The sequence below is a fragment of the Streptomyces sp. NPDC051940 genome, from assembly GCF_040680895.1.
Taxonomy (GTDB): domain Bacteria; phylum Actinomycetota; class Actinomycetes; order Streptomycetales; family Streptomycetaceae; genus Streptomyces.
Window position 1 is genome coordinate 1 of the sequence record NZ_JBFAXR010000023.1, and the last position, 20545, is coordinate 20545.

The window sequence follows — 20545 nt, forward strand, 5'->3', positions numbered from 1 at the left end:
GCCACGGGCAGCCGGCGCCCCTCGGCGTACCGGCACCCCTCGGCGTAACCGAGGAGTGGAGCGAGGAGGCACGGGGGACCGTCGGCGGGCGGCGGGCTCCCGCACTGCTACCGTTCTGCAAGGCCAGGCCGCGGATACCCGCGGCGCAGAACGAACACGACGAGGCGGCTGATGACCAGCTTGCAGGAGCTCTTGCTGAGCCGGATCAAGGACGTCCCGGACTATCCGAAGCCGGGCGTGATGTTCAAGGACATCACCCCGCTGCTGGCCGACGCCACCGCCTTCACGGCCCTCACGGACGCCCTCACCGAGATCACCCTGCGGCACGGGGCCACCAAGGTCGTCGGCCTCGAGGCCCGCGGCTTCATCCTCGCCGCCCCGGTGGCGGTACGGGCCGGCGTGGGCTTCGTGCCCGTCCGCAAGGCCGGCAAGCTGCCCGGGGCGACGCTCGGGCAGAGTTACGCACTGGAGTACGGCACCGCGGAGATCGAGATCCACGCGGACGCCCTGGAGAGCGACGACCGCGTCCTGGTCATCGACGACGTGCTGGCCACCGGCGGCACCGCCGAGGCCTCCCTGGAGCTGATCCGGCGGGCAGGAGCGCAGGTCACAGGCATCGCCGTGCTGATGGAGCTGGGCTTCCTGGGCGGCCGGGCGCGGCTGGAGCCGGCGTTGGCGGGGGCTCCGCTGGAGGCGCTCGTCACCATCTGACGCGGCGGGTGCGCGGAGCCTCGGGCGGGACCGACGGGTAGGGGGTCCCTCCGGCCGGATACCATGGCTGTCCGGCCCCTTTCTGCAGTGCTTGCCGAAGAACGGGCCGGGTGACTGGCAAGGGAGTGCACTTGCAGGACGAGCCCAAGGACCGCGCCGCCGCGCAGCAGGACGAGACCAAGAAGCAGGCCGGTCTCGCGGCGGCCCCCGGCACGCCCGAAACCGGGTCGGCCACCCCCACCGGGACGAACGGCTCCCGCCCGGAGCCGGCCACGGCCCCCGTGCGCCCCGGCCCCGCGCCCCGCCCCAATCCGGGCCCCGCGGCGCGCTCCGGCTCGCCCAACCGCGTACGCGCCCGTCTGGCCCGCCTCGGCGTCCAGCGCCAGAGCCCGTACAACCCGGTCCTGGAGCCCCTGCTGCGCATCGTCCGCAGCAACGACCCCAAGGCCGAGACGTCCACCCTGCGCCAGATCGAGCGCGCCTACCAGGTCGCCGAGCGCTGGCACCGCGGCCAGAAGCGCAAGAGCGGCGACCCGTACATCACGCACCCGCTCGCCGTCACGACGATCCTCGCCGAGCTGGGCATGGACCCGGCGACGCTGATGGCCGGACTGCTGCACGACACGGTCGAGGACACCGAGTACGGCCTGGAGACCCTGAAGCTGGACTTCGGCGACCAGGTGGCCCTGCTGGTCGACGGCGTGACCAAGCTGGACAAGGTCAAGTTCGGCGAGGCCGCGCAGGCCGAGACCGTCCGCAAGATGGTCGTCGCCATGGCCAAGGACCCGCGCGTCCTGGTCATCAAGCTCGCCGACCGGCTGCACAACATGCGCACCATGCGCTATCTGCGCCGCGAGAAGCAGGAGCAGAAGGCCCGCGAGACCCTCGAGATCTACGCGCCGCTGGCCCACCGCCTCGGCATGAACACCATCAAGTGGGAGCTGGAGGACCTCGCCTTCGCGATCCTCTATCCCAAGATGTACGACGAGATCGTCCGCCTCGTCGCCGAGCGCGCCCCCAAGCGCGACGAGTACCTCGCGGTCGTCACCGACGAGGTCCAGACGGACCTGCGCAGCGCCCGTATCAAGGCGACCGTCACGGGGCGCCCGAAGCACTACTACAGCGTCTACCAGAAGATGATCGTCCGCGGCCGCGACTTCGCGGAGATCTACGATCTGGTCGGCATCCGCGTCCTGGTCGACACGGTCCGCGACTGCTACGCCGCCCTCGGCACGATCCACGCGCGATGGAACCCGGTCCCCGGCCGGTTCAAGGACTACATCGCGATGCCGAAGTTCAACATGTACCAGTCGCTGCACACGACGGTCATCGGCCCCGGCGGCAAGCCCGTCGAGCTGCAGATCCGCACCTTCGACATGCACCGCCGCGCCGAGTACGGCATCGCCGCGCACTGGAAGTACAAGCAGCAGGCCGTCGCCGGCGAGTCCAAGGTGCGCACCGACACCCCGCGCCGCTCCGGCAAGGGCGAAGAGACCGTCAACGACATGGCGTGGCTGCGCCAGCTGCTGGACTGGCAGAAGGAGACCGAGGACCCGGGCGAGTTCCTCGACGCGCTGCGCTTCGACCTCTCCCGCAACGAGGTCTTCGTCTTCACCCCCAAGGGCGACGTGATAGCGCTGCCCGCCGGCGCCACCCCCGTGGACTTCGCGTACAACGTCCACACGGAGGTCGGCCACCGGACCATAGGAGCACGCGTCAACGGACGCCTCGTACCGCTGGAGTCGACCCTCGACAACGGCGACACGGTGGAGGTCTTCACCTCCAAGGCGCAGGGCGCGGGCCCCTCGCGGGACTGGCTGAACTTCGTCAAGTCGCCGCGCGCCCGGAACAAGATCCGTGCCTGGTTCTCCAAGGAGCGCCGCGACGAGGCGATCGAGCAGGGCAAGGACGCCATCGTCCGCGCCATGCGCAAGCAGAACCTGCCGATCCAGCGCATCCTCACCGGCGACTCGCTCGTCACGATCGCGCACGAGATGCGCTACCCCGACATCTCCTCCCTGTACGCGGCGATCGGCGAGGGACACGTCTCCGCGCAGAACGTCGTACAGAAGCTCGTCCAGGCGCTGGGCGGCGAGGAGGCGGCGACCGAGGACATCGAGGAGACGGCGCCCCCGCTGCGCGGCCGCGGCAAGAAGCGCCGCGCCGCCAACGACCCCGGCGTCATCGTCAAGGGCGTCGAGGACGTGTGGGTCAAGCTGTCGCGGTGCTGCACGCCGGTACCGGGCGACCCGATCATCGGCTTCGTCACCCGCGGCAACGGCGTCTCCGTGCACCGCGCGGACTGCGTCAACGTCGACTCGCTGTCGCAGCAGCCGGAGCGCATCCTCGAGGTCGAGTGGGCGCCCACCCAGTCCTCGGTCTTCCTGGTCGCCATCCAGGTCGAGGCCCTGGACCGGTCCCGGCTCCTCTCGGACGTCACGCGGGTCCTGTCGGACCAGCACGTCAACATCCTCTCGGCGGCGGTCCAGACCTCCCGCGACCGCGTCGCCACCTCCCGCTTCACGTTCGAGATGGGCGACCCGAAGCACCTCGGCCACGTCCTGAAGGCAGTCCGCAAGGTGGAGGGCGTCTACGACGTGTACCGGGTGACCTCCGCCCGTAACAACTAGGCGAGGCCCCGGGCCTCCTGATACGAAGAGACCCCCGCCGGGATGCCCCGGCGGGGGTCTCTCACGCTGTGCGCCGCGGCGCCTAGCCGCCGAACTCGTGCAGGCCCTTCAGCGCCTGGTCCAGCAGCGCCTGGCGGCCCTCCAGCTCCCGGGAGAGCTTCTCCGCCTTGGCGTCGTTCCCCGCGGCGCGGGCCGCGTCGATCTGCGTGCGCAGCTTGTCGACCGCGTCCTGCAGCTGACCGGTCAGGCCCGCCGCACGCGCCCGGGCCTCCGGGTTCGTACGACGCCACTCGGCGTCCTCCGCCTCCTGGATCGCCCGCTCCACGGCGTGCATCCGGCCCTCGATCTTCGGCCGGGCGTCACGCGGGACGTGGCCGATGGCCTCCCAGCGCTCGTTGATCGCCCGGAACGACGCGCGGGCGCCCTTCAGATCGCCGACCGGCAGGAGCTTCTCCGCCTCGGCGGCCAGCTCCTCCTTCAGCGTGAGGTTCTCCCGCTGCTCGGTGTCGCGCTCCGCGAAGACCTCGCCGCGGGCCTGGAAGAACACGTCCTGGGCACCGCGGAAACGGTTCCACAGATCGTCCTCGGCCTCGCGCTGCGCGCGCCCGGCGGCCTTCCACTCGGACATCAGCTCGCGGTAGCGGGCGGCCGTCGGACCCCACTCACGGGACGAGGAGAGCGCCTCGGCCTCCTGGACCAGCTTCTCCTTGCGGCGCCGGGCGTCCTCGCGCTGCGCGTCCAGCGAGGCGAAGTGGGCCTTGCGGCGCTTGGAGAACGCGGAGCGGGCGTGGCTGAAGCGGTGCCACAGCTCGTCGTCGCTCTTGCGGTCCAGACGCGGCAGACCCTTCCAGGTGTCCACCAGGGCCCGCAGCCGCTCACCGGCGGCACGCCACTGCTCGGAGGCCGCCAGCTCCTCGGCCTCGGCGACCAGCGCCTCCTTCTGGGAGCGGGCCTCCTCCGACTGCCGGGCCTTGGCCGCGCGGCGCTCCTCGCGGCGGGCGTCCACGGACGCCACCAGCTTGTCCAGCCGCTGGCCGAGGGAGTCCAGATCACCCACGGCGTGGGCGTCGGTCACCTGCTCGCGCAGGTGCTCGATCGCCGTCATCGCGTCCTTGGCGGACAGGTCCGTCGTCTGCACCCTGCGCTCGAGGAGGCCGATCTCCACGACCAGGCCGTCGTACTTGCGCTTGAAGTAGGCGAGGGCCTCGTCGGGAGAGCCGGCCTGCCACGAACCTACGGCGCGCTCGCCGTCGGCCGTACGCACATACACCGTTCCCGACTCATCGACACGGCCCCACGGGTCGCTGCTCACAGCGCCTCCTCATATGACACCGGAGCGGGGTCGCACCCCGCCGGCATCGTCCACAGTTGTCTTCGGCCGGACAGCGCCCTTGCGGCTTCCGGCCGGTCGGCACCCGCCGACGGCTGTCGGCGCAGGCACCCTACACAACGCCAACATAGGCGACCGGTGGCCCGGCTGTCCGCATCCCGCGCGAGACCAATCGCGCTCGGCCGCGCAGTAAGCGCGTACAGACAGCCGGGCCCGGCCGCGCTGTGTCACCCCTTGGTGACGGTGAGCTTGTCGATCACGACGGTGGCGTTGGGGGCGCCGTCGCCCGCGCCGCCCTGGATGCCCGCGTCGGCGATCTTCTGGAGCACCGCGAGGCCCTCCTTGTCGACCGTGCCGAACGGCGTGTAGCTCGCCGGGAGCTGGCTGTCCTTGAAGACGAAGAAGAACTGGCTGCCGCCCGTGTTGGGGCCGGCGTTGGCCATCGCGACCGTGCCCGTCGGGTAGACGCCGCCCTTGACCGTCTCGCTCTTCAGGTTCTCGTCCGGGATCGAGTAGCCCGGGCCGCCCGAACCGGTGCCGGTCGGGTCGCCGCACTGCAGCACGAAGATGCCGCCCTGCACCAGGCGGTGGCACTTGGTGTGGTCGAAGAAGCCCTCACCCGCGAGGAAGTTGAACGAGTTGACGGTCTTCGGCGCGCCCTTGGCGTCCAGCTTGACGGCGATGTCGCCGCAGGTCGTCTGCACGTTCATCGTGTAGGCGGCCTTGGCGTCGATCGTCGTCTTCGGGGCCTCCTTCCACTGCTTCGTGGAGGCGGCGCCCTCGGCGGGCTTGTCACACGGGTCCGGCGCCTTGGAGGTGGGCGCGGCGCTCGGCGTGGACCCGGCCTTCGCCTCCTTGCCGTCGTTCTCCCACGGCGCCGCCGCGAACACCGCGCCGCCGCCCGCGAGGACCACGGCCAGGGCGGCGGCGATCACGATGTTCCGCTGCCGTGCCCGCTGGCGCGCGTGCACGCGACGGTTCTGCTGCCGCTCGAACTTCTCCCGGGCGAGCTGCCGCCGCCGCTGGTCCTTGGTGACCACCGCGTACCTCTCCCTTGCGCTCGGATGCCTGCCTGGCATGCCGTAAAACCGGATGTGTGTGAGGCGTACCGTATATCGGTTCGCCGCCCCATGAGCAGCGCCGGTAGGCTCTTCACGTCACCCCGTGACCTATCCGTCACCGGGGGCAGTGCATCCACCGGACGACTGAAGGACGATCGTGCTCATTGCCGGGTTCCCCGCCGGGGCCTGGGGGACCAATTGTTATCTGGTCGCCCCCGCCGCCGGCGAGGAGTGCGTGATCATCGACCCGGGCCACCAGGCCGCCGACGGCGTCGCCGAGGCCGTCGCGAAGCACCGGCTGAAGCCGGTCGCGGTGATCCTCACGCACGGCCACATCGACCACGTCGCCTCCGTGGTCCCGGTCTGCGGCGCGCACGACGTACCCGCCTGGATCCACCCGTCGGACCGCTACATGATGAGCGACCCCGGGGCCGCCCTCGGCCGCTCCATCGGCACCCAGCTGATGGGTGAGCTGACCGTCGGCGAGCCGGACGACGTCAGGGAGCTGACCGACGGCGCGGAGCTGGAGCTCGCGGGCCTGTCGCTCACCGTCGCGCACGCGCCGGGCCATACCAAGGGGTCGGTGACCTTCCGGATGCCCGAGCAGGCGGACATCCCGCCCGTGTTCTTCTCGGGCGACCTGCTGTTCGCCGGCTCCATCGGACGCACCGACCTGCCGGGCGGGGACATGGACGAGATGTACGGGTCGCTGGCACGCGTGTGCCTGCCGCTCGACGACTCGACCGTGGTCCTCTCCGGACACGGCCCCCAGACGACCATCGGCCGCGAGCGCGCCACCAACCCCTTCCTGCGCGAGGTGGCTGCCGGCCAGGGCGGAACGACGACCGCCCCACGACGAGGAATGTGACGAGAGTTTCCGTGAGCACCTTTCAGGCCCCCAAGGGCACGTACGACCTGATCCCGCCGCAGTCCGCCGTGCACCTGAAGGTGCGCGAGGCGTTCGCCGCGCCGCTGAAGGCCGCCGGCTACGGCTACATCGAGACCCCGGCGTTCGAGGACGTGGCCCTCTTCTCGCGCGGTGTCGGTGAGTCCACGGACATCGTGACCAAGGAGATGTACGTCTTCGAGACCAAGGGCGGCACCCGCCTCGCCCTGCGCCCCGAGGGCACCGCCTCCACGGTCCGCGCCGTGCTGGAGGCCGGTCTGCACAAGGCCGGCAATCTGCCGGTGAAGGTCTGGTACTCGGGCTCCCAGTACCGCTACGAGCGTCCGCAGAAGGGCCGCTACCGCCACTTCTGGCAGGTCGGCGCAGAGGCGGTCGGCGCCGAGGACCCGGCGCTGGACGCCGAGATGATCATCATGGCCGACGACGCGTACAAGTCGCTGGGCCTGCGCCAGTACCGCATCCTGCTGAACTCCCTCGGCGACAAGGAGTGCCGCCCCGCCTACCGGACCGCGCTGCAGGAGTTCCTGCGCGGACTGGACCTGGACGAGGAGACCCGCCGCCGTATCGAGATCAACCCGCTGCGCGTCCTGGACGACAAGCGGGCCGAGGTGCAGAAGCAGCTCACCGGCGCCCCGCTGATGCGCGACCACCTGTGCGAGGCGTGCAAGGCGTACCACGAGCAGGTGCGCGAGCTGCTGACCGCGGCGGGCGTGGCTTTCGAGGACGACGACCGGCTGGTGCGCGGCCTGGACTACTACACCCGCACCACGTTCGAGTTCGTCCACGGCGGCCTCGGCTCGCAGTCCGCGGTCGGCGGCGGCGGCCGCTACGACGGCCTGTCGGAGATGATCGGCGGCCCCGCGCTGCCGTCCGTCGGCTGGGCGCTGGGCGTGGACCGCACGGTGCTGGCGCTGGAGGCGGAGGGCATCGAGCTGGACCTCCCGGCGGCCACCCAGGTGTACGCCGTGCCGCTGGGCGACGAGGCCCGCCGCAGGCTCTTCGGCCTGGTCACGGAGCTGCGCCGGGAGGGTGTGGCGACGGACTTCGCCTTCGGCGGCAAGGGCATGAAGAACGCCATGAAGTCCGCGAACCGCTCCGGGGCCCGCTTCGCGCTCATCGCGGGCGAGCGGGACCTGGCGGAGGGCGTGGTCCAGGTCAAGGACCTGGAGTCCGGCGAGCAGGGGCCGGTGGCCCTCGACGCGGTGGTCGCGGAGCTGCGCGCGCGGCTCGCCTGACCACCGCCGCGCGGGCGGCTTTACGCTGATCGAACGCGTTGCCGGGCAGGATGGCCTCGCCTCCTGCCCGGTTCGTGTTCCGGCGTGGCAACAGCCGGGCGTCACGGCACGGGGTGCGGCACAATGGGCGCTGCCGCGCCGGGCGGCAGCTCATACGATGGGATGGACAGACGTCATGACGACGACGGCAGCCGACCGCCGCTCCTCGGGCACGGACGAGGGCGGCTCCTCCGCCTCCGGTCTCATCGGGGCCGGGCGGGGCTTCGCGTGGCTGCTCATCATCTGCGGTTTCATCGGCGTCGGCGCCTCGGCTGCCATCACGCACGACAAGCTGAAGCTGCTGGAGGACCCGAACTACACCCCGCCGTGCAGCCTGAACCCGGTGTTCTCCTGCAAGAGCGTGATGGAGAGCTGGCAGAGCCACGTCTTCGGCTTCTCCAACCCGTACATCGGCTGGGTCGCCTTCTCGATGCTCGTCGTGATCGGCTTCTCGCTGCTCGCGGGCGGCGCGTTCCGCAAGTGGTGGTGGGTCGGGCTGTGGCTCGGCAGCCTCTTCGGCATCGGCTTCGTCTTCTTCCTGCAGTACTCGTCGCTGTACGACATCAGCCGGCTGTGCCTGTGGTGCATGGCCGCCTGGGCGGTCACGATCCTGGTCTTCTGGTACACGACCGTGCAGAACATCCGCACCGGCGTCTTCCGCGTACCGGAGGGTGTGCGCAGCGGCGTGCTGGAGTTCCACTGGGTGGTCCCGGTGCTGTGGTACGGCGTCATCGCGCTGCTCATCTATCTGAAGTGGGGCAACGCGCTCTTCGCGTGAGGACTGTCAGACCGGTGACATAGGGTTTCCGGTGTGGAGCCCGATCTCTTTACCGCCGCCGCCGAGGAACGCGCAGAGTCCAACCCGGCGGCGAGCCCGCTCGCCGTACGGATGCGGCCGCGCGTCCTCGACGAGGTCGTCGGCCAGCAGCACCTGCTGAAGCCCGGCTCCCCGCTGCGCCGACTCGTCGAGGAGGGGGAGCAGGGGCCCGCGGGGCCGTCGTCCGTGCTGCTGTGGGGCCCGCCCGGCACCGGCAAGACGACCCTGGCGTACGTCGTCAGCAAGGCGACCAACAAGCGGTTCGTGGAGCTGTCCGCCATCACCGCCGGGGTCAAGGAGGTCCGCGCCGTCATCGAGGGCGCCAAGCGGGCCTCCGGGGGGTACGGCAGGGAGACCGTCCTCTTCCTCGACGAGATCCACCGCTTCAGCAAGGCCCAGCAGGACTCCCTCCTCCCGGCCGTCGAGAACCGCTGGGTGACGCTGATCGCGGCGACGACGGAGAACCCGTACTTCTCGGTGATCTCCCCGCTGCTCTCCCGCTCCCTGCTGCTCACCCTGGAGCCCCTCACCGACGACGACATCCGCGGCCTGCTGCGCCGCGCGCTGGCCGACGAGCGGGGTCTCGGGGACGCGGTCACCCTGCCCGGCGAGTCCGAGGACCACCTCGTGCGCATCGCGGGCGGCGACGCGCGGCGCGCGCTCACCGCCCTGGAGGCGGGCGCCGGCTCGGCCATCGCCAAGGGCGAGCCGGAGATCTCGCTGCAGACGATGGAGGACGCCGTCGACCGGGCCGCGGTGAAGTACGACCGCGACGGCGACCAGCACTACGACGTGGCCAGCGCCCTGATCAAGTCGATCCGCGGCTCCGACGTGGACGCGGCGCTGCACTACCTCGCCCGCATGATCGAGGCGGGGGAGGACCCGCGCTTCATCGCCCGGCGCCTGATGATCTCCGCCAGCGAGGACATCGGCCTGGCCGACTCCACGGCCCTGCAGACCGCCGTGGCCGCGGCCCAGGCCGTCGCCATGATCGGCTTCCCGGAGGCGTCGCTGACCCTGGCGCACGCCACCATCGCCCTGGCCCTCGCGCCGAAGTCCAACGCCGTCACGACGGCGATCGGCGCCGCGCTGGACGATGTGAAGGCGGGCAAGGCCGGCCCCGTACCGATGCATCTGCGGGACTCGCACTACAAGGGCGCCAAGAAGCTCGGGCACGGGCAGAAGTACGTCTACCCGCACGAGGTGCCCGGCGGCATCGCCGCCCAGCAGTACGCGCCGGACGCCCTGCACGGCACGCGCTACTACCAGCCGACGCGCTACGGCGGTGAGGCGCGGTACGCCGACGTGGTGGAGTGGGCGCGGCAGCGGCTCGCGGGCCGCACGGACGGCGCAGCCGAAGAGGGCTCGTAGCGCCGGGCCGCCATACGCTGCCCGCATGGCGATGCCGCGGTCACGGATGCGCAGGTGGGCGGTGCTGATCCTGCTGGCGGCGGTCTTCGTGGTGCTGTGGCTGGCACGGGACGAGGCGCCGGAGAAGGCCGGGGCCCCGGTGCCGACCGCGTCGCCCGTGACGGGCGCCAGTGCGCTGCCGGGCGCGTCGCCCACCACCCCCGTCCCGCTCTCGCCGCCGGCCTCCGGCTCCTTCCCGCCCTCGGCCGCCCGGGCCGGTGAGCAGCTGGCCGGGCTGACGGTGGCGTGGGGGAAGAACTGGCAGACGTACAGGCGCGCGGAGTTCGGGCGCTTCTATACCGACGAGCACAACGGGGTCGGCGGCCGCAACGGCTGCGACACCCGCGACGACGTGCTCGCCCGCGACCTCGACGAGCTGCGCCGCGGGGACCGCAACCCCTGTGTGGTGCTCTCCGGCGTACTGCACGATCCGCTGACCGGGAAGACGCTGCCGTACCGCTACCGCGGGGCCACCGGGATCAACATCGACCACGTGGTGCCCCTGGGCGCCGCCTGGCGGGCGGGGGCGTACGCCTGGAGCCCGCAGCGCCGGATCGACTTCGCCAACGACCTCGACGAGCTGCTGGCCGTGGACCAGCAGGCCAACCAGGACAAGGGCAGCCAGACCCCGGACAAGTGGAAGCCGAGGCGCGCCTACTGGTGCGAGTACGCACGGCGCTGGACGGGCGTGAAGGCGAAGTACGGGCTGACCGTCACCGCGCCGGAGAAGCTGGCGCTGCAGGACATGCTCGCCACCTGTTCCTGACGGGACCCGGGTGGTGCCGGGAATGCACCGGGACGTGGCCTTGTTCACCCTGAGTAGCCCTGAGCGCGATGGATCGCGTAAGGTAAGGCATACCTAATCTTTCACCGAAGGAAACCGCACACCGTGAACCAGTCGCGCCCCAAGGTCCGCAAGTCGCGCGCGCTCGGCATCCCGCTGACGCCCAAGGCCGTGAAGTACTTCGAGGCTCGCCCCTACCCGCCGGGCGTGCACGGCCGTGGCCGCAAGAGCACCTCCGACTACAAGGTGCGGCTCATGGAGAAGCAGCGGCTGCGGGCGCAGTACGACATCAGCGAGCGCCAGCTGGTCCGCGCGTACGAGCGTGCGTCCAAGGTCCAGGGCAAGACCGGTGAGGCCCTGATCATCGAGCTGGAGCGGCGCCTCGACGCGCTCGTCCTGCGCTCGGGTCTCGCCCGCACCATCTACCAGGCGCGTCAGATGGTCGTCCACGGCCACATCGAGGTCAACGGCCGCAAGGTCGACAAGCCGTCGTACCGCGTCCGTCCCGACGACGTCGTGATGGTCCGCGAGCGCAGCCGCGCCAAGCACCCGTTCCAGGTCGCCCGTGAGGGCGGCTGGGCCGGCGAGGGCGAGACCCCGAAGTACCTCGAGGTCAACCTGCAGGCGCTGGCCTTCCGGCTGGACCGGGACCCCAACCGCAAGGAGATCCCGGTGATCTGCGACGAGCAGCTCGTCGTGGAGTTCTACGCCCGCTGATCCGGCTTCCGGGGCGCGGGGGGCCCGTGCGTGCCTCCCCGCCCCGGGCACGGCCCCGGCTCCCGCTGCTCGCAGCAGGGGGTGCGGGGCCGTCGCCGTGTCGCGCCCGGCTGGGCGAGGAGCTCGCCGACCACGGCCGCCAGACCCAGCTCCCGGCCCACCCGCAGCTCCGTCTCGTACCGGCAGTCGCCCAGCGCCTCGCGGGCCCGGCGCTCGCCGTGCCGCCGGGCCGTCGCGAAGTGCCAGGAGCCGAAACGCTCCCGGCCGAAGGTGCGCCAGGCCGCCGCCGCCCCGCCCTGCAACCGGGCGGTGAGCGCCGGATCCTCGTCCGCGACGAGCGCCGCCATCAGCTCCAGCGCGTGCGTCATCCCGAGGACGTCGTGGAACGACTCGTGGACGGCCAGCCCCTCCAGCACCAGCTCCCTCGCCGGTCCCGGCTCGCCGCGCTGCCAGCGTGCGTGCCCCAGCGCGCACAGCGCGTGTCCCAGCGCCCAGCGCTCTCCGGACTCCCGGGCGGTGTCCCGCACGCTCTCGTGCAACGCCACCGCCGTGTCGAGATCGCCGGCGAAGCCGCTCGCCATGCCCAGCTGCACCGTCGCCAGCAGGACCAGCGAGTCGGACTCGCCGAGCGCGCGGAATCGTTCCACCGACTGGCCCAGCAGCTCGACGGCCCGCGGCATGTCGTCGCTCAACGCCGCGGTCAGCCCGAGCATTTGGACCGCGTGCGCCGCCGCCTTGTCGTCGCCGATGTTCTCCGCGAGGCGCCGGCCCTCGTGCAGGGCCGTCAGCGCGGCCACCGGCTCCCCGCACAGGACGGCGAGATAGCCGGCCACCCACAGCGCCTTGGCGCGCGGCTCCAGCTGGGTGCTCTCCAGCTCCAGCGCGCGCTCCAGCCAGCGCCGGCCCTCGGAGATCCGGCCGCACCCCGTCCAGTAGAACCACAGCGTGGCCGCCAGATACTGGCCGACGTGCGCGTCCTCGGGGACCTCCAGGCAGTACTCCAGCGCGAGGCGGAGGTTCGGCAGTTCGGCCTCGACGCGGCTCGCCACCTCCTGCTGCCGGGGGCCGAACCAGTCCATCTCGCACCAGGTGGCCAGCCCCAGATACCAGTCGCGGTGCCGCAGCCGCAGCGCCTCGGTGGCCTCCAGGCCCTCCAGCCAGCGGGCCCCGTACTCGCGCATGGTCTCGAGCATCCGGTAGCGGACGCGGTCCCCGCCCTGCTCGCGGATGACCACGGACTGGGCCACCAGCTCCTCGATGACGCCGTGGACGTCGTCCGCCGCCAGTCCGTCACCCGCGCACAGGTACTCGGCCGCGTCGAGGTCGAAGTCCCCCGCGAAGACCGACAGCCGGGCCCACAGCAGCCGCTCCTGGGGCGTGCACAGCTCGTGGCTCCAGCCGATCGCGGTGCGGAGCGTCTGGTGGCGGGGCAGCGCGCTGCGGCTGGAGCCGGCCAGCAGCCGGAAGCGGTCGTCCAGGCGCTGCAGGATCTGCACCACGGAGAGCGCCCGCAGCCGCCCCGCGGCCAGCTCCAGCGCCAGCGGGATGCCGTCCAGGCGGCGGCACAGTTCGGCCACGGCCTCACGGTCCGCGCCCCCGGCGTCGAAGCCGGGCAGCACGGCTCCCGCACGGTCGGCGAACAGCGCCGCGGCGTCCGAGTCCGTCTCGCAGGCCGGCAGCGGCTGCAGGCGGAACGGCCGCTCGGCGCCGGTGCCCAGGGCGCGCCGGCTGGTGGCCAGCACGGTCAGCCCGGGGGCCCGGCCCAGCAGCGCGTCGGTCAGCCGGCCGCAGTCGGCGGTCAGATGCTCGCAGCCGTCCAGCACCAGCAGTACCTCGCGGTCCGCCAGATGCTCCGCCAGCCGGCTGGCCGGGGAGACCCCGGGGCCGTCCGTCAGGCCCAGCGCGTCCAGCACCGTGTGCTCCAGCAGGCCGCCGTCGCGCAGCGCGGACAGGTCCACCACCCACACCCCGCCGCTGAAGCGATCCTGCAGCCGCGCCGCGACGCGCAGTGCGATACGGGTCTTGCCCACGCCGCCGACGCCGGTGACGGTGACGAGCGGGGCCGACGACAGCAGCCGTTCCAGCTCCGCCAGTTCCTTCGCACGGCCGACGAACCGGTTCAGCTCGGCGGGGAGGTTACCGGGGGAGGGCCGGCGTACGGGAACGCTGCGGGGGAGCGGGGTGCGGCGCATAGAACACGGAGCGTACTCGCTGGTATGCGGAACGTACAATCTGTCCGGGCAAACCCTCCCCTGTCGAGGGGGGTGGAGCGCACGCCTTGTCAGTGCGGCGCGATAGGGTTCAGACCCGTCGCGGTTACCCAACGTAGCCATGAGCGACCGATGTCGAGGGAGGGGTGCGCCGTGTCCGGTGGTGAGGTGGCGGGCCTCCTCGTGGCCGTCTTCTGGGCGATCCTCGTCTCCTTCCTCGCCCTCGCGCTGGTCCGGCTCGCGCAGGTGCTGCGCGCCGCGAGCGCGCTGGTGGAGCAGATCACCGAGCAGGCGGTCCCGCTGCTGGCGGACGCCTCGGAGACGGTCCGCTCCGCCCACACGCAGCTCGCCCGGGTCGACGCCATCGCGGCCGACGTCCAGGAGGTCACGGCGAACGCGTCCGCCCTCTCCACGACCGTCTCCTCCGCCTTCGGCGGCCCCCTGGTGAAGGTCGCGGCGTTCGGGTACGGGGTGCGCCGGGCGCTCGGCCGCCCCCGGACCCCGGGTGTGCCCGATATGACTCCAGCGAGTCCCGTGATCCCCGCCCGGACCGTGCCGGCCGCCCGCCGCGGCGGGCTCGGCACACGACGCAGGAAGGGCTGAGTAGCATTGTTCCGCCGTACCTTCTGGTTCACGGCCGGAGCCGTCACCGGCGTCTGGGCCACCACCAAGGCGCAGCGCTTCGTGCGCGGCCTCACCCCCGAGAGCCTCGCGGCCACCGCCGCTAACAGGGCGATCGGCGCGGGCCGGCGTGCGAAGCTCTTCGCCGACGACGTGCGTGCCGCCATGGCGGAGCGCGAGGCCCAGCTGACCGACGCGCTCGGCCTCGACCAGCAGCCCCGGCACACTGAGCTTCCCGGGCAGCGCGCCAAGGCGCTGCCCGCCTCGAAGCACCCCCGCAGGCAGCACCCGCAGGACCCCGAGAGCGGGCTCCACCCGCGGGCCACGTACAACCGGAAAGAGGACCACTGATGGAGTCGGCTGAAATCCGCCGCCGCTGGTTGCGCTTCTTCGAAGAGCGCGGGCACACCGTCGTGCCGTCGGCGTCGCTGATCGCGGACGACCCGACGCTGCTGCTGGTCCCCGCCGGCATGGTGCCCTTCAAGCCGTACTTCCTCGGTGAGGTCAAGCCGCCGTTCCCGCGCGCCACCTCCGTACAGAAGTGCATCCGCACGCCCGACATCGAAGAGGTCGGCAAGACCACGCGGCACGGCACCTTCTTCCAGATGTGCGGCAACTTCTCCTTCGGCGACTACTTCAAGGAAGGCGCCATCAAGCTCGCCTGGGAGCTGCTGACGTCCTCCGTCGCCGACGGCGGCTACGGGCTGGACCCCGAGCGCCTGTGGATCACGGTCTACAAGGACGACGACGAGGCCGAGCGGATCTGGCGCGACGTCGTGGGCGTCCCCGCCGAGCGGATCCAGCGCCTGGGCATGAAGGACAACTACTGGTCCATGGGCGTGCCCGGCCCGTGCGGTCCCTGCTCCGAGATCAACTACGACCGGGGCCCGGAGTTCGGCGAGGAGGGCGGCCCCGCCGTCAACGACGAGCGCTACGTGGAGATCTGGAACCTGGTCTTCATGCAGTACGAGCGCGGCGCCGGCGAGGGCAAGGAGGACTTCCCGATCCTCGGCGAGCTGCCCTCCAAGAACATCGACACCGGCCTCGGCCTCGAGCGCCTCGCGATGATCCTGCAGGACGTGCGGAACATGTACGAGATCGACACCTCGCGTGTCGTGATCGACAAGGCCACCGAGCTGACCGGCGTCGCCTACGGCGCGGGCGCCCGCTCCGACGTGTCCCTGCGCGTGGTCTCCGACCACGTCCGCGCGTCCGTGATGATGATCGGCGACGGCGTCACCCCCGGCAACGAGGGCCGCGGCTACGTGCTGCGCCGCATCATGCGCCGCGCCATCCGCAACATGCGCCTGCTCGGTGCCACCGGCCCGGTCGTCGGTGAGCTGGTGGACGTGGTCATCACGACCATGGGCCGGCAGTACCCGGAGCTGGAGACGGACCGCAAGCGCATCGAGACCGTCGCGCTCGCCGAGGAGGCCGCCTTCCTCAAGACCCTGAAGGCCGGTACGAACATCCTCGACACGGCCGTCACCGAGGCCAAGTCCGCCGGCTCCGCCGTGCTGGCCGGCGACAAGGCGTTCCTGCTCCACGACACCTGGGGCTTCCCGATCGACCTCACCCTGGAGATGGCCTCCGAGCAGGGCCTCGCCGTGGACGAGGACGGCTTCCGCCGGCTCATGAAGGAGCAGCGGGAGCGCGCCAAGGCGGACGCCAAGGCCAAGAAGACCGGCCACGCCGACCTCTCCGCGTACCGCGAGCTGGCCGACACCGCCGGCAGCAGCGACTTCACCGGGTACACGCTGCAGGAGAACGAGGCCACCGTGCTGGGCCTCCTCGTCGACGGTGTGCCCTCGCCGGCCGCCACCGAGGGCGACGAGGTCGAGGTCGTCCTGGACCGCACCCCCTTCTACGCCGAGGGGGGCGGCCAGCTCGCCGACCAGGGCCGTATCCGGCTCGACTCCGGTGCCGTGGTCGAGGTCCGCGACGTGCAGCAGCCGGTCCCGGGTGTCAGCGTGCACAAGGGTGTCGTCCAGGTCGGCGAGGTGACCGTCGGCTCCTCCGCGTACGCCGCCATCGACACCCGCCGCCGCCGTGCCATCGCCCGCGCCCACAGCGCCACGCACCTCACGCACCAGGCGCTGCGCGACGCGCTCGGCCCGACGGCGGCCCAGGCCGGCTCGGAGAACTCCCCGGGCCGCTTCCGGTTCGACTTCGGCTCCCCGTCCGCCGTGCCCGGCACGGTGCTGACCGACGTCGAGCAGAAGATCAACGAGGTCCTCGCCCGCGAACTCGACGTGCACGCCGAGGTCATGTCGATGGACGAGGCCCGCAAGCAGGGCGCCATCGCCGAGTTCGGTGAGAAGTACGGCGAGCGGGTCCGCGTGGTGACCATCGGCGACTTCTCCAAGGAGCTGTGCGGCGGCACGCACGTGCACAACACCGCCCAGCTGGGCCTGGTGAAGCTGCTCGGCGAGTCCTCGATCGGCTCCGGCGTACGGCGTATCGAGGCGCTCGTCGGCGTCGACGCGTACAACTTCCTCGCCAAGGAGCACACGGTCGTCGCCCAGCTCACCGAGCTGCTCAAGGGCCGCCCGGAGGAGCTGCCGGACCGGATCTCCGGCATGCTGAGCAAGCTCAAGGAGGCCGAGAAGGAGATCGAGCGCTTCCGCGCCGAGAAGGTCCTGCAGGCCGCCGCCGGTCTGGTCGACTCCGCCAAGGACGTGCACGGCGTCGCGTTCGTCGCCGCCCAGGTGCCCGACGGCACGGGCGCCGACGACCTGCGCAAGCTGGTGCTCGACGTGCGCGGCCGGATCCAGGGCGGCCGCCCGGCCGTCGTGGCCCTGTTCACCGTGGCGGGCGGCCGTCCGCTGACGGTCATCGCCACCAACGACGCCGCCCGCGACCGCGGTCTGAAGGCCGGCGACCTGGTCCGTACCGCGGCCAAGACCCTCGGCGGCGGCGGCGGTGGCAAGCCGGACATCGCCCAGGGCGGCGGCCAGAACCCCGACGCGGTCGACACCGCCATCGCGGCCGTCGAGCGCCTCGTGGCCGAGACGGCCTGATGGTCCGCGGAAAGGCAGTTTGATGCGCCGAGGGCGACGTATCGCCATCGACGTCGGAGACGCCCGGATCGGGGTCGCCTCGTGCGACCCCGACGGGGTGCTCGCCACGCCCGTGGAGACCGTGCCCGGCCGGGATCTCCCGGCCGCGCACCGCAGACTCACGGCGATCGTGGCCGAGTACGAGCCGCTGGAGGTCGTCGTCGGCCTCCCGCGCTCGCTCAGCGGCCGGGAGGGCCCGGCGGCCGCCAAGGTCCGGGCCTTCGCGCAGCAGCTGGCCACCACCATCCACCCCGTGCCCGTCCGGCTCGTGGACGAGCGGATGTCGACTGTCACGGCCGCCCACGGGCTGCGCGCTTCGGGAGTCTCGTCGAAGAAGGGGCGGTCGGTCGTCGATCAGGCGGCCGCGGTTGTCATCCTTCAGAGTGCACTTGACTCCGAACGGGCGTCTGGGGAAGCTCCCGGAGAGAGCGTCGAAGCCGTTATCTGATCGCGATACGGTAACGTTCCGCGCGGACATGGCAGCTGTCATATAAACGCACCGACAGCCAATAGGCTCTAGGGGATCGATGACTGAGTATGGCCGGGGCCCAGGCTCCGAACCGTGGTACCAGGGGGACCCGCTCTCCGGTAACACCGGACAGCACGGCACCTATGGTGCGCAGGCCTCTTATGGAGGCGGCCAGCAGCCGTATCCCCAGCAGGGCGGCGGCCAGGGAGGCTGGCACACCGGCCAGCAGCCCCAGTACCCGGGCGGCGGCCACACCGGCCAGCAGCCGGCGTACGGAGGCGGCGGCTGGGACACGACCGGCGGGATGCCGGCCGTCGACCCGTACGGCCAGCCCCAGCAGCCCGGCGGCCCGGCACCGGACTACTACGGCACCCCCGAGGCGTACCCGCCGCCCGGGCCGCCGCGCCGCGGCCCCGGCGGTCCGCGCCGGGAGCGCCCGGGCAACTGGGACGAGGGGCTGCCGCCGGAGCGCGACCACGCCTTCTTCTCCGACGACGACGAGCAGGAGATCGTCCCCGGCCGGGGCGAGCGCCCGAGCCGCCGTGGCGGCGGGCGCGGCGGACGCCGCGACCGCGACCTGGAACGCCGCGAGGGCACGAAGAAGCGGAAGAACGGCTGCGCGTGCCTCGTCGTCGCGCTGGTGCTGCTCGGCGGCGGCGGCGCCGTCGCGTACTACGGCTATGACTACGTCAAGAGCAACTTCCTGGCCGACGCGCCCGACTACGAGGGCGACGGCATCACGGAGACGGTGACGTTCGAGATCCCGCAGGGCGCCTCCATCGGGCAGATGGGCAACATCCTGAAGGAGAAGGGCGTCGTCAAGAGTGTCGACGCGTTCACCTCGGCGGCCGCGGAGAACGACAAGTCCGGCAACATCCAGGCCGGTACGTACACGCTGAAGAAGCAGATGTCCGCGAAGAGCGCCATCGAGGCCCTGCTCGACCCGGCGATCCGCAACGCGCTGACGATCCCCGAGGGCACGCCCAACTACAAGATCTACGCGCTGATCGACGACAAACTGGGGCTCAAGGACGGCGACACCAAGGCCGCGGCGAAGGAGCACTACAAGGACCTCGGCCTGCCGGACTGGGCCAAGAGCGGCGGTGACATCAAGGACCCGCTGGAGGGCTTCCTCTTCCCCGCCCAGTACAACGCCGGCAAGGGCACCAAGCCCGAGGCGCTGCTCAAGCAGATGGTCTCGCGGGCCAAGGAGGAGTTCACCAAGGCGGGCGTCGCGGACAACGCGGCCAAACTGGGCCTGAAGGACCCGTGGCAGGTCCTCACCGTCGCCAGCCTCGTCCAGGCCGAGGGCAACAACCAGGCCGACTTCGAGAAGATCACCCGGGTCGTGCTGAACCGGATGAAGCCGGACAACCCGGAGACGATCGGCCGGCTGGACTTCGACTCCACCTACAACTACATCAAGAAGCAGAGCACCCTCGACCTGCCGCCGGCGTCCGAGATGCGCAACCTCAAGGACCCGTACAACACGTACTACGTGCAGGGCCTGCCCGCAGGTCCCATCGGCAACCCGGGCGCCATGGCGATCGAGGCCACCCACAACCCCGCCAAGGGCCCGTGGAACTACTTCGTGTCGCTGAAGGAGAAGACGCTCTTCGCGGTGACGAACGACGAGCACCAGAAGAACGTCGAGATCTACAACAAGGAGAGGGAAGCGGAGGGGTGACGCTCCGGCACCGTGCGGCGGTCCTCGGATCGCCGATCGCCCACTCCCTCTCCCCGGTGCTGCACCGCGCCGCCTACGCGGAGCTGGGGCTGGCCGGCTGGACGTACGACCGCCACGAGGTCGACGAGGCGGCCCTGCCGGGCTTCCTCGCCGGCCTCGACGCGGCCGAGTGGGCGGGCCTGTCCCTCACCATGCCGCTGAAGCGGGCCGTCATCCCGCTGCTCGACGGGATCAGCAGCACCGCCGCGTCGGTGGAGGCGGTCAACACGGTCGTCTTCACGGACGACGGCCGCCGCCTCGGCGACAACACCGACATCCCGGGCATGGTCGCGGCCCTGGCCGAGCGGGGCATCGAGCGGGTGCCCGAGGCCGCGATCCTCGGCGCCGGGGCCACCGCCTCCTCCGCCCTGGCGGCCCTGGCCCGGATCTGCGACGGCGAGGTCACGGCGTACGTCCGCAGCGAGGCCCGCGCGTCGGAGATGCGGCACTGGGGCGAGCGCCTCGGCGTCGCGGTCCGTACGGCGGACTGGTCCGAGGCCGCGAAGGCCCTGCGGGCGCCGCTGGTGATCGCGACGACGCCGGCGGGCGCGACGGACACGCTGGCCGCGGAGGTCCCCGACCACGCCGGCGCGCTCTTCGACGTGCTCTACCATCCCTGGCCGACGGCGCTGGCCGCCGCCTGGACCGGAGCGGTCGTGGGCGGCCTGGACCTGCTCGTGCACCAGGCGGTGCTGCAGGTCGAGCAGATGACGGGGGCCGAGAAGGCACCCCTGGCGGCCATGCGCGCGGCGGGGGAGGCGGCGCTCGCCGCTCGCTGAGCCCGCGCGCGTATCCACGGTGTGAGTACCCCGCGCTGAG

At 71.7% G+C, this 20545-nt stretch carries 17 protein-coding genes; 14 read left to right on the forward strand and 3 right to left on the reverse strand.

The window, feature by feature from the left end; genetic code table 11:
* The first annotated feature begins 171 nt into the window (after positions 1 to 171).
* Both AB0M28_RS12160 and AB0M28_RS12165 read left to right on the forward strand, forming a co-directional pair.
* Positions 172 to 711 (forward strand): adenine phosphoribosyltransferase, encoded by a 540-nt coding sequence (locus AB0M28_RS12160; RefSeq protein ID WP_365401897.1) that lies wholly within the window; start codon positions 172 to 174, stop codon positions 709 to 711.
* A 131-nt stretch (positions 712 to 842) separates the two neighbouring features.
* Positions 843 to 3341: a RelA/SpoT family protein gene (locus tag AB0M28_RS12165; protein WP_365401900.1), complete on the forward strand. Its 2499-nt coding sequence runs from the start codon at positions 843 to 845 to the stop codon at positions 3339 to 3341.
* 82 nt (positions 3342 to 3423) lie between these two features.
* On the opposite strand, the gene AB0M28_RS12170 is transcribed toward AB0M28_RS12165, so the two are convergent.
* Both AB0M28_RS12170 and AB0M28_RS12175 read right to left on the reverse strand, forming a co-directional pair.
* The gene (locus tag AB0M28_RS12170) at positions 3424 to 4653 is read right to left on the reverse strand and encodes a DUF349 domain-containing protein (RefSeq protein ID WP_365401903.1); all 1230 of its coding nucleotides are present in this window, start codon (positions 4651 to 4653) and stop codon (positions 3424 to 3426) included.
* Between the two features lie 245 nt (positions 4654 to 4898).
* Positions 4899 to 5711, reverse strand: coding sequence for a peptidylprolyl isomerase (locus AB0M28_RS12175; RefSeq protein WP_365401906.1), 813 nt, complete (start codon positions 5709 to 5711; stop codon positions 4899 to 4901).
* Positions 5712 to 5889: 178 nt separating this feature from the next.
* Between AB0M28_RS12175 and AB0M28_RS12180 the strand changes: the two genes are divergently transcribed.
* From AB0M28_RS12180 to rpsD, 6 genes are all read left to right on the forward strand, one after another.
* Complete coding sequence (locus tag AB0M28_RS12180) at positions 5890 to 6600, forward strand: MBL fold metallo-hydrolase (RefSeq protein WP_365401909.1); 711 nt, start codon at positions 5890 to 5892, stop codon at positions 6598 to 6600.
* 11 nt (positions 6601 to 6611) lie between these two features.
* Positions 6612 to 7874: a histidine--tRNA ligase gene (gene hisS / locus AB0M28_RS12185; RefSeq protein ID WP_365401912.1), complete on the forward strand. Its 1263-nt coding sequence runs from the start codon at positions 6612 to 6614 to the stop codon at positions 7872 to 7874.
* 175 nt (positions 7875 to 8049) lie between these two features.
* Positions 8050 to 8691 (forward strand): vitamin K epoxide reductase family protein, encoded by a 642-nt coding sequence (locus tag AB0M28_RS12190; RefSeq protein ID WP_365401915.1) that lies wholly within the window; start codon positions 8050 to 8052, stop codon positions 8689 to 8691.
* A 33-nt stretch (positions 8692 to 8724) separates the two neighbouring features.
* A complete protein-coding gene (locus tag AB0M28_RS12195) occupies positions 8725 to 10101 on the forward strand; it encodes a replication-associated recombination protein A (RefSeq protein WP_365401918.1) in 1377 nt (458 codons plus the stop codon).
* 25 nt (positions 10102 to 10126) lie between these two features.
* The gene (locus AB0M28_RS12200; protein ID WP_365401921.1) at positions 10127 to 10906 is read left to right on the forward strand and encodes a DUF1524 domain-containing protein; all 780 of its coding nucleotides are present in this window, start codon (positions 10127 to 10129) and stop codon (positions 10904 to 10906) included.
* 123 nt (positions 10907 to 11029) lie between these two features.
* Positions 11030 to 11641: a 30S ribosomal protein S4 gene (gene rpsD, locus AB0M28_RS12205; protein WP_365401924.1), complete on the forward strand. Its 612-nt coding sequence runs from the start codon at positions 11030 to 11032 to the stop codon at positions 11639 to 11641.
* Here the strand turns inward: rpsD and AB0M28_RS12210 are convergent.
* The gene (locus tag AB0M28_RS12210) at positions 11629 to 13833 is read right to left on the reverse strand and encodes an NB-ARC domain-containing protein (protein WP_365401927.1); all 2205 of its coding nucleotides are present in this window, start codon (positions 13831 to 13833) and stop codon (positions 11629 to 11631) included. The two genes, rpsD and AB0M28_RS12210, sit on opposite strands and share 13 nt — an antisense overlap.
* Before the next feature lie 150 nt (positions 13834 to 13983).
* Here AB0M28_RS12210 and AB0M28_RS12215 point away from each other — a divergent pair, with 150 nt between their 5' ends.
* The 6 genes from AB0M28_RS12215 (at position 13984) to AB0M28_RS12240 (ending at position 20505) form a co-directional block, all read left to right on the forward strand.
* Positions 13984 to 14454 (forward strand): DUF948 domain-containing protein, encoded by a 471-nt coding sequence (locus AB0M28_RS12215; RefSeq protein ID WP_365401930.1) that lies wholly within the window; start codon positions 13984 to 13986, stop codon positions 14452 to 14454.
* Between the two features lie 6 nt (positions 14455 to 14460).
* Positions 14461 to 14823 carry a DUF6167 family protein gene (locus AB0M28_RS12220; RefSeq protein WP_365401933.1) on the forward strand — a complete coding sequence of 121 codons (363 nt, stop codon included), beginning with the start codon at positions 14461 to 14463 and terminating at the stop codon, positions 14821 to 14823.
* Entirely contained in the window at positions 14823 to 17492 is a 2670-nt protein-coding gene (gene alaS, locus AB0M28_RS12225; RefSeq protein WP_365401936.1) for an alanine--tRNA ligase, read from the forward strand. The genes AB0M28_RS12220 and alaS overlap by 1 nt, the downstream gene beginning before the upstream one ends.
* Before the next feature lie 22 nt (positions 17493 to 17514).
* Positions 17515 to 17979 carry a Holliday junction resolvase RuvX gene (ruvX, locus tag AB0M28_RS12230; RefSeq protein WP_365401939.1) on the forward strand — a complete coding sequence of 155 codons (465 nt, stop codon included), beginning with the start codon at positions 17515 to 17517 and terminating at the stop codon, positions 17977 to 17979.
* A 79-nt stretch (positions 17980 to 18058) separates the two neighbouring features.
* Positions 18059 to 19687 (forward strand): endolytic transglycosylase MltG, encoded by a 1629-nt coding sequence (gene mltG / locus AB0M28_RS12235; protein WP_365401942.1) that lies wholly within the window; start codon positions 18059 to 18061, stop codon positions 19685 to 19687.
* Positions 19684 to 20505, forward strand: a complete 822-nt coding sequence (locus tag AB0M28_RS12240) for a shikimate dehydrogenase (RefSeq protein WP_365401945.1) — start codon at positions 19684 to 19686, stop codon at positions 20503 to 20505. Before mltG ends, AB0M28_RS12240 begins: the two co-directional genes overlap by 4 nt.
* Positions 20506 to 20545: the final 40 nt, after the last annotated feature.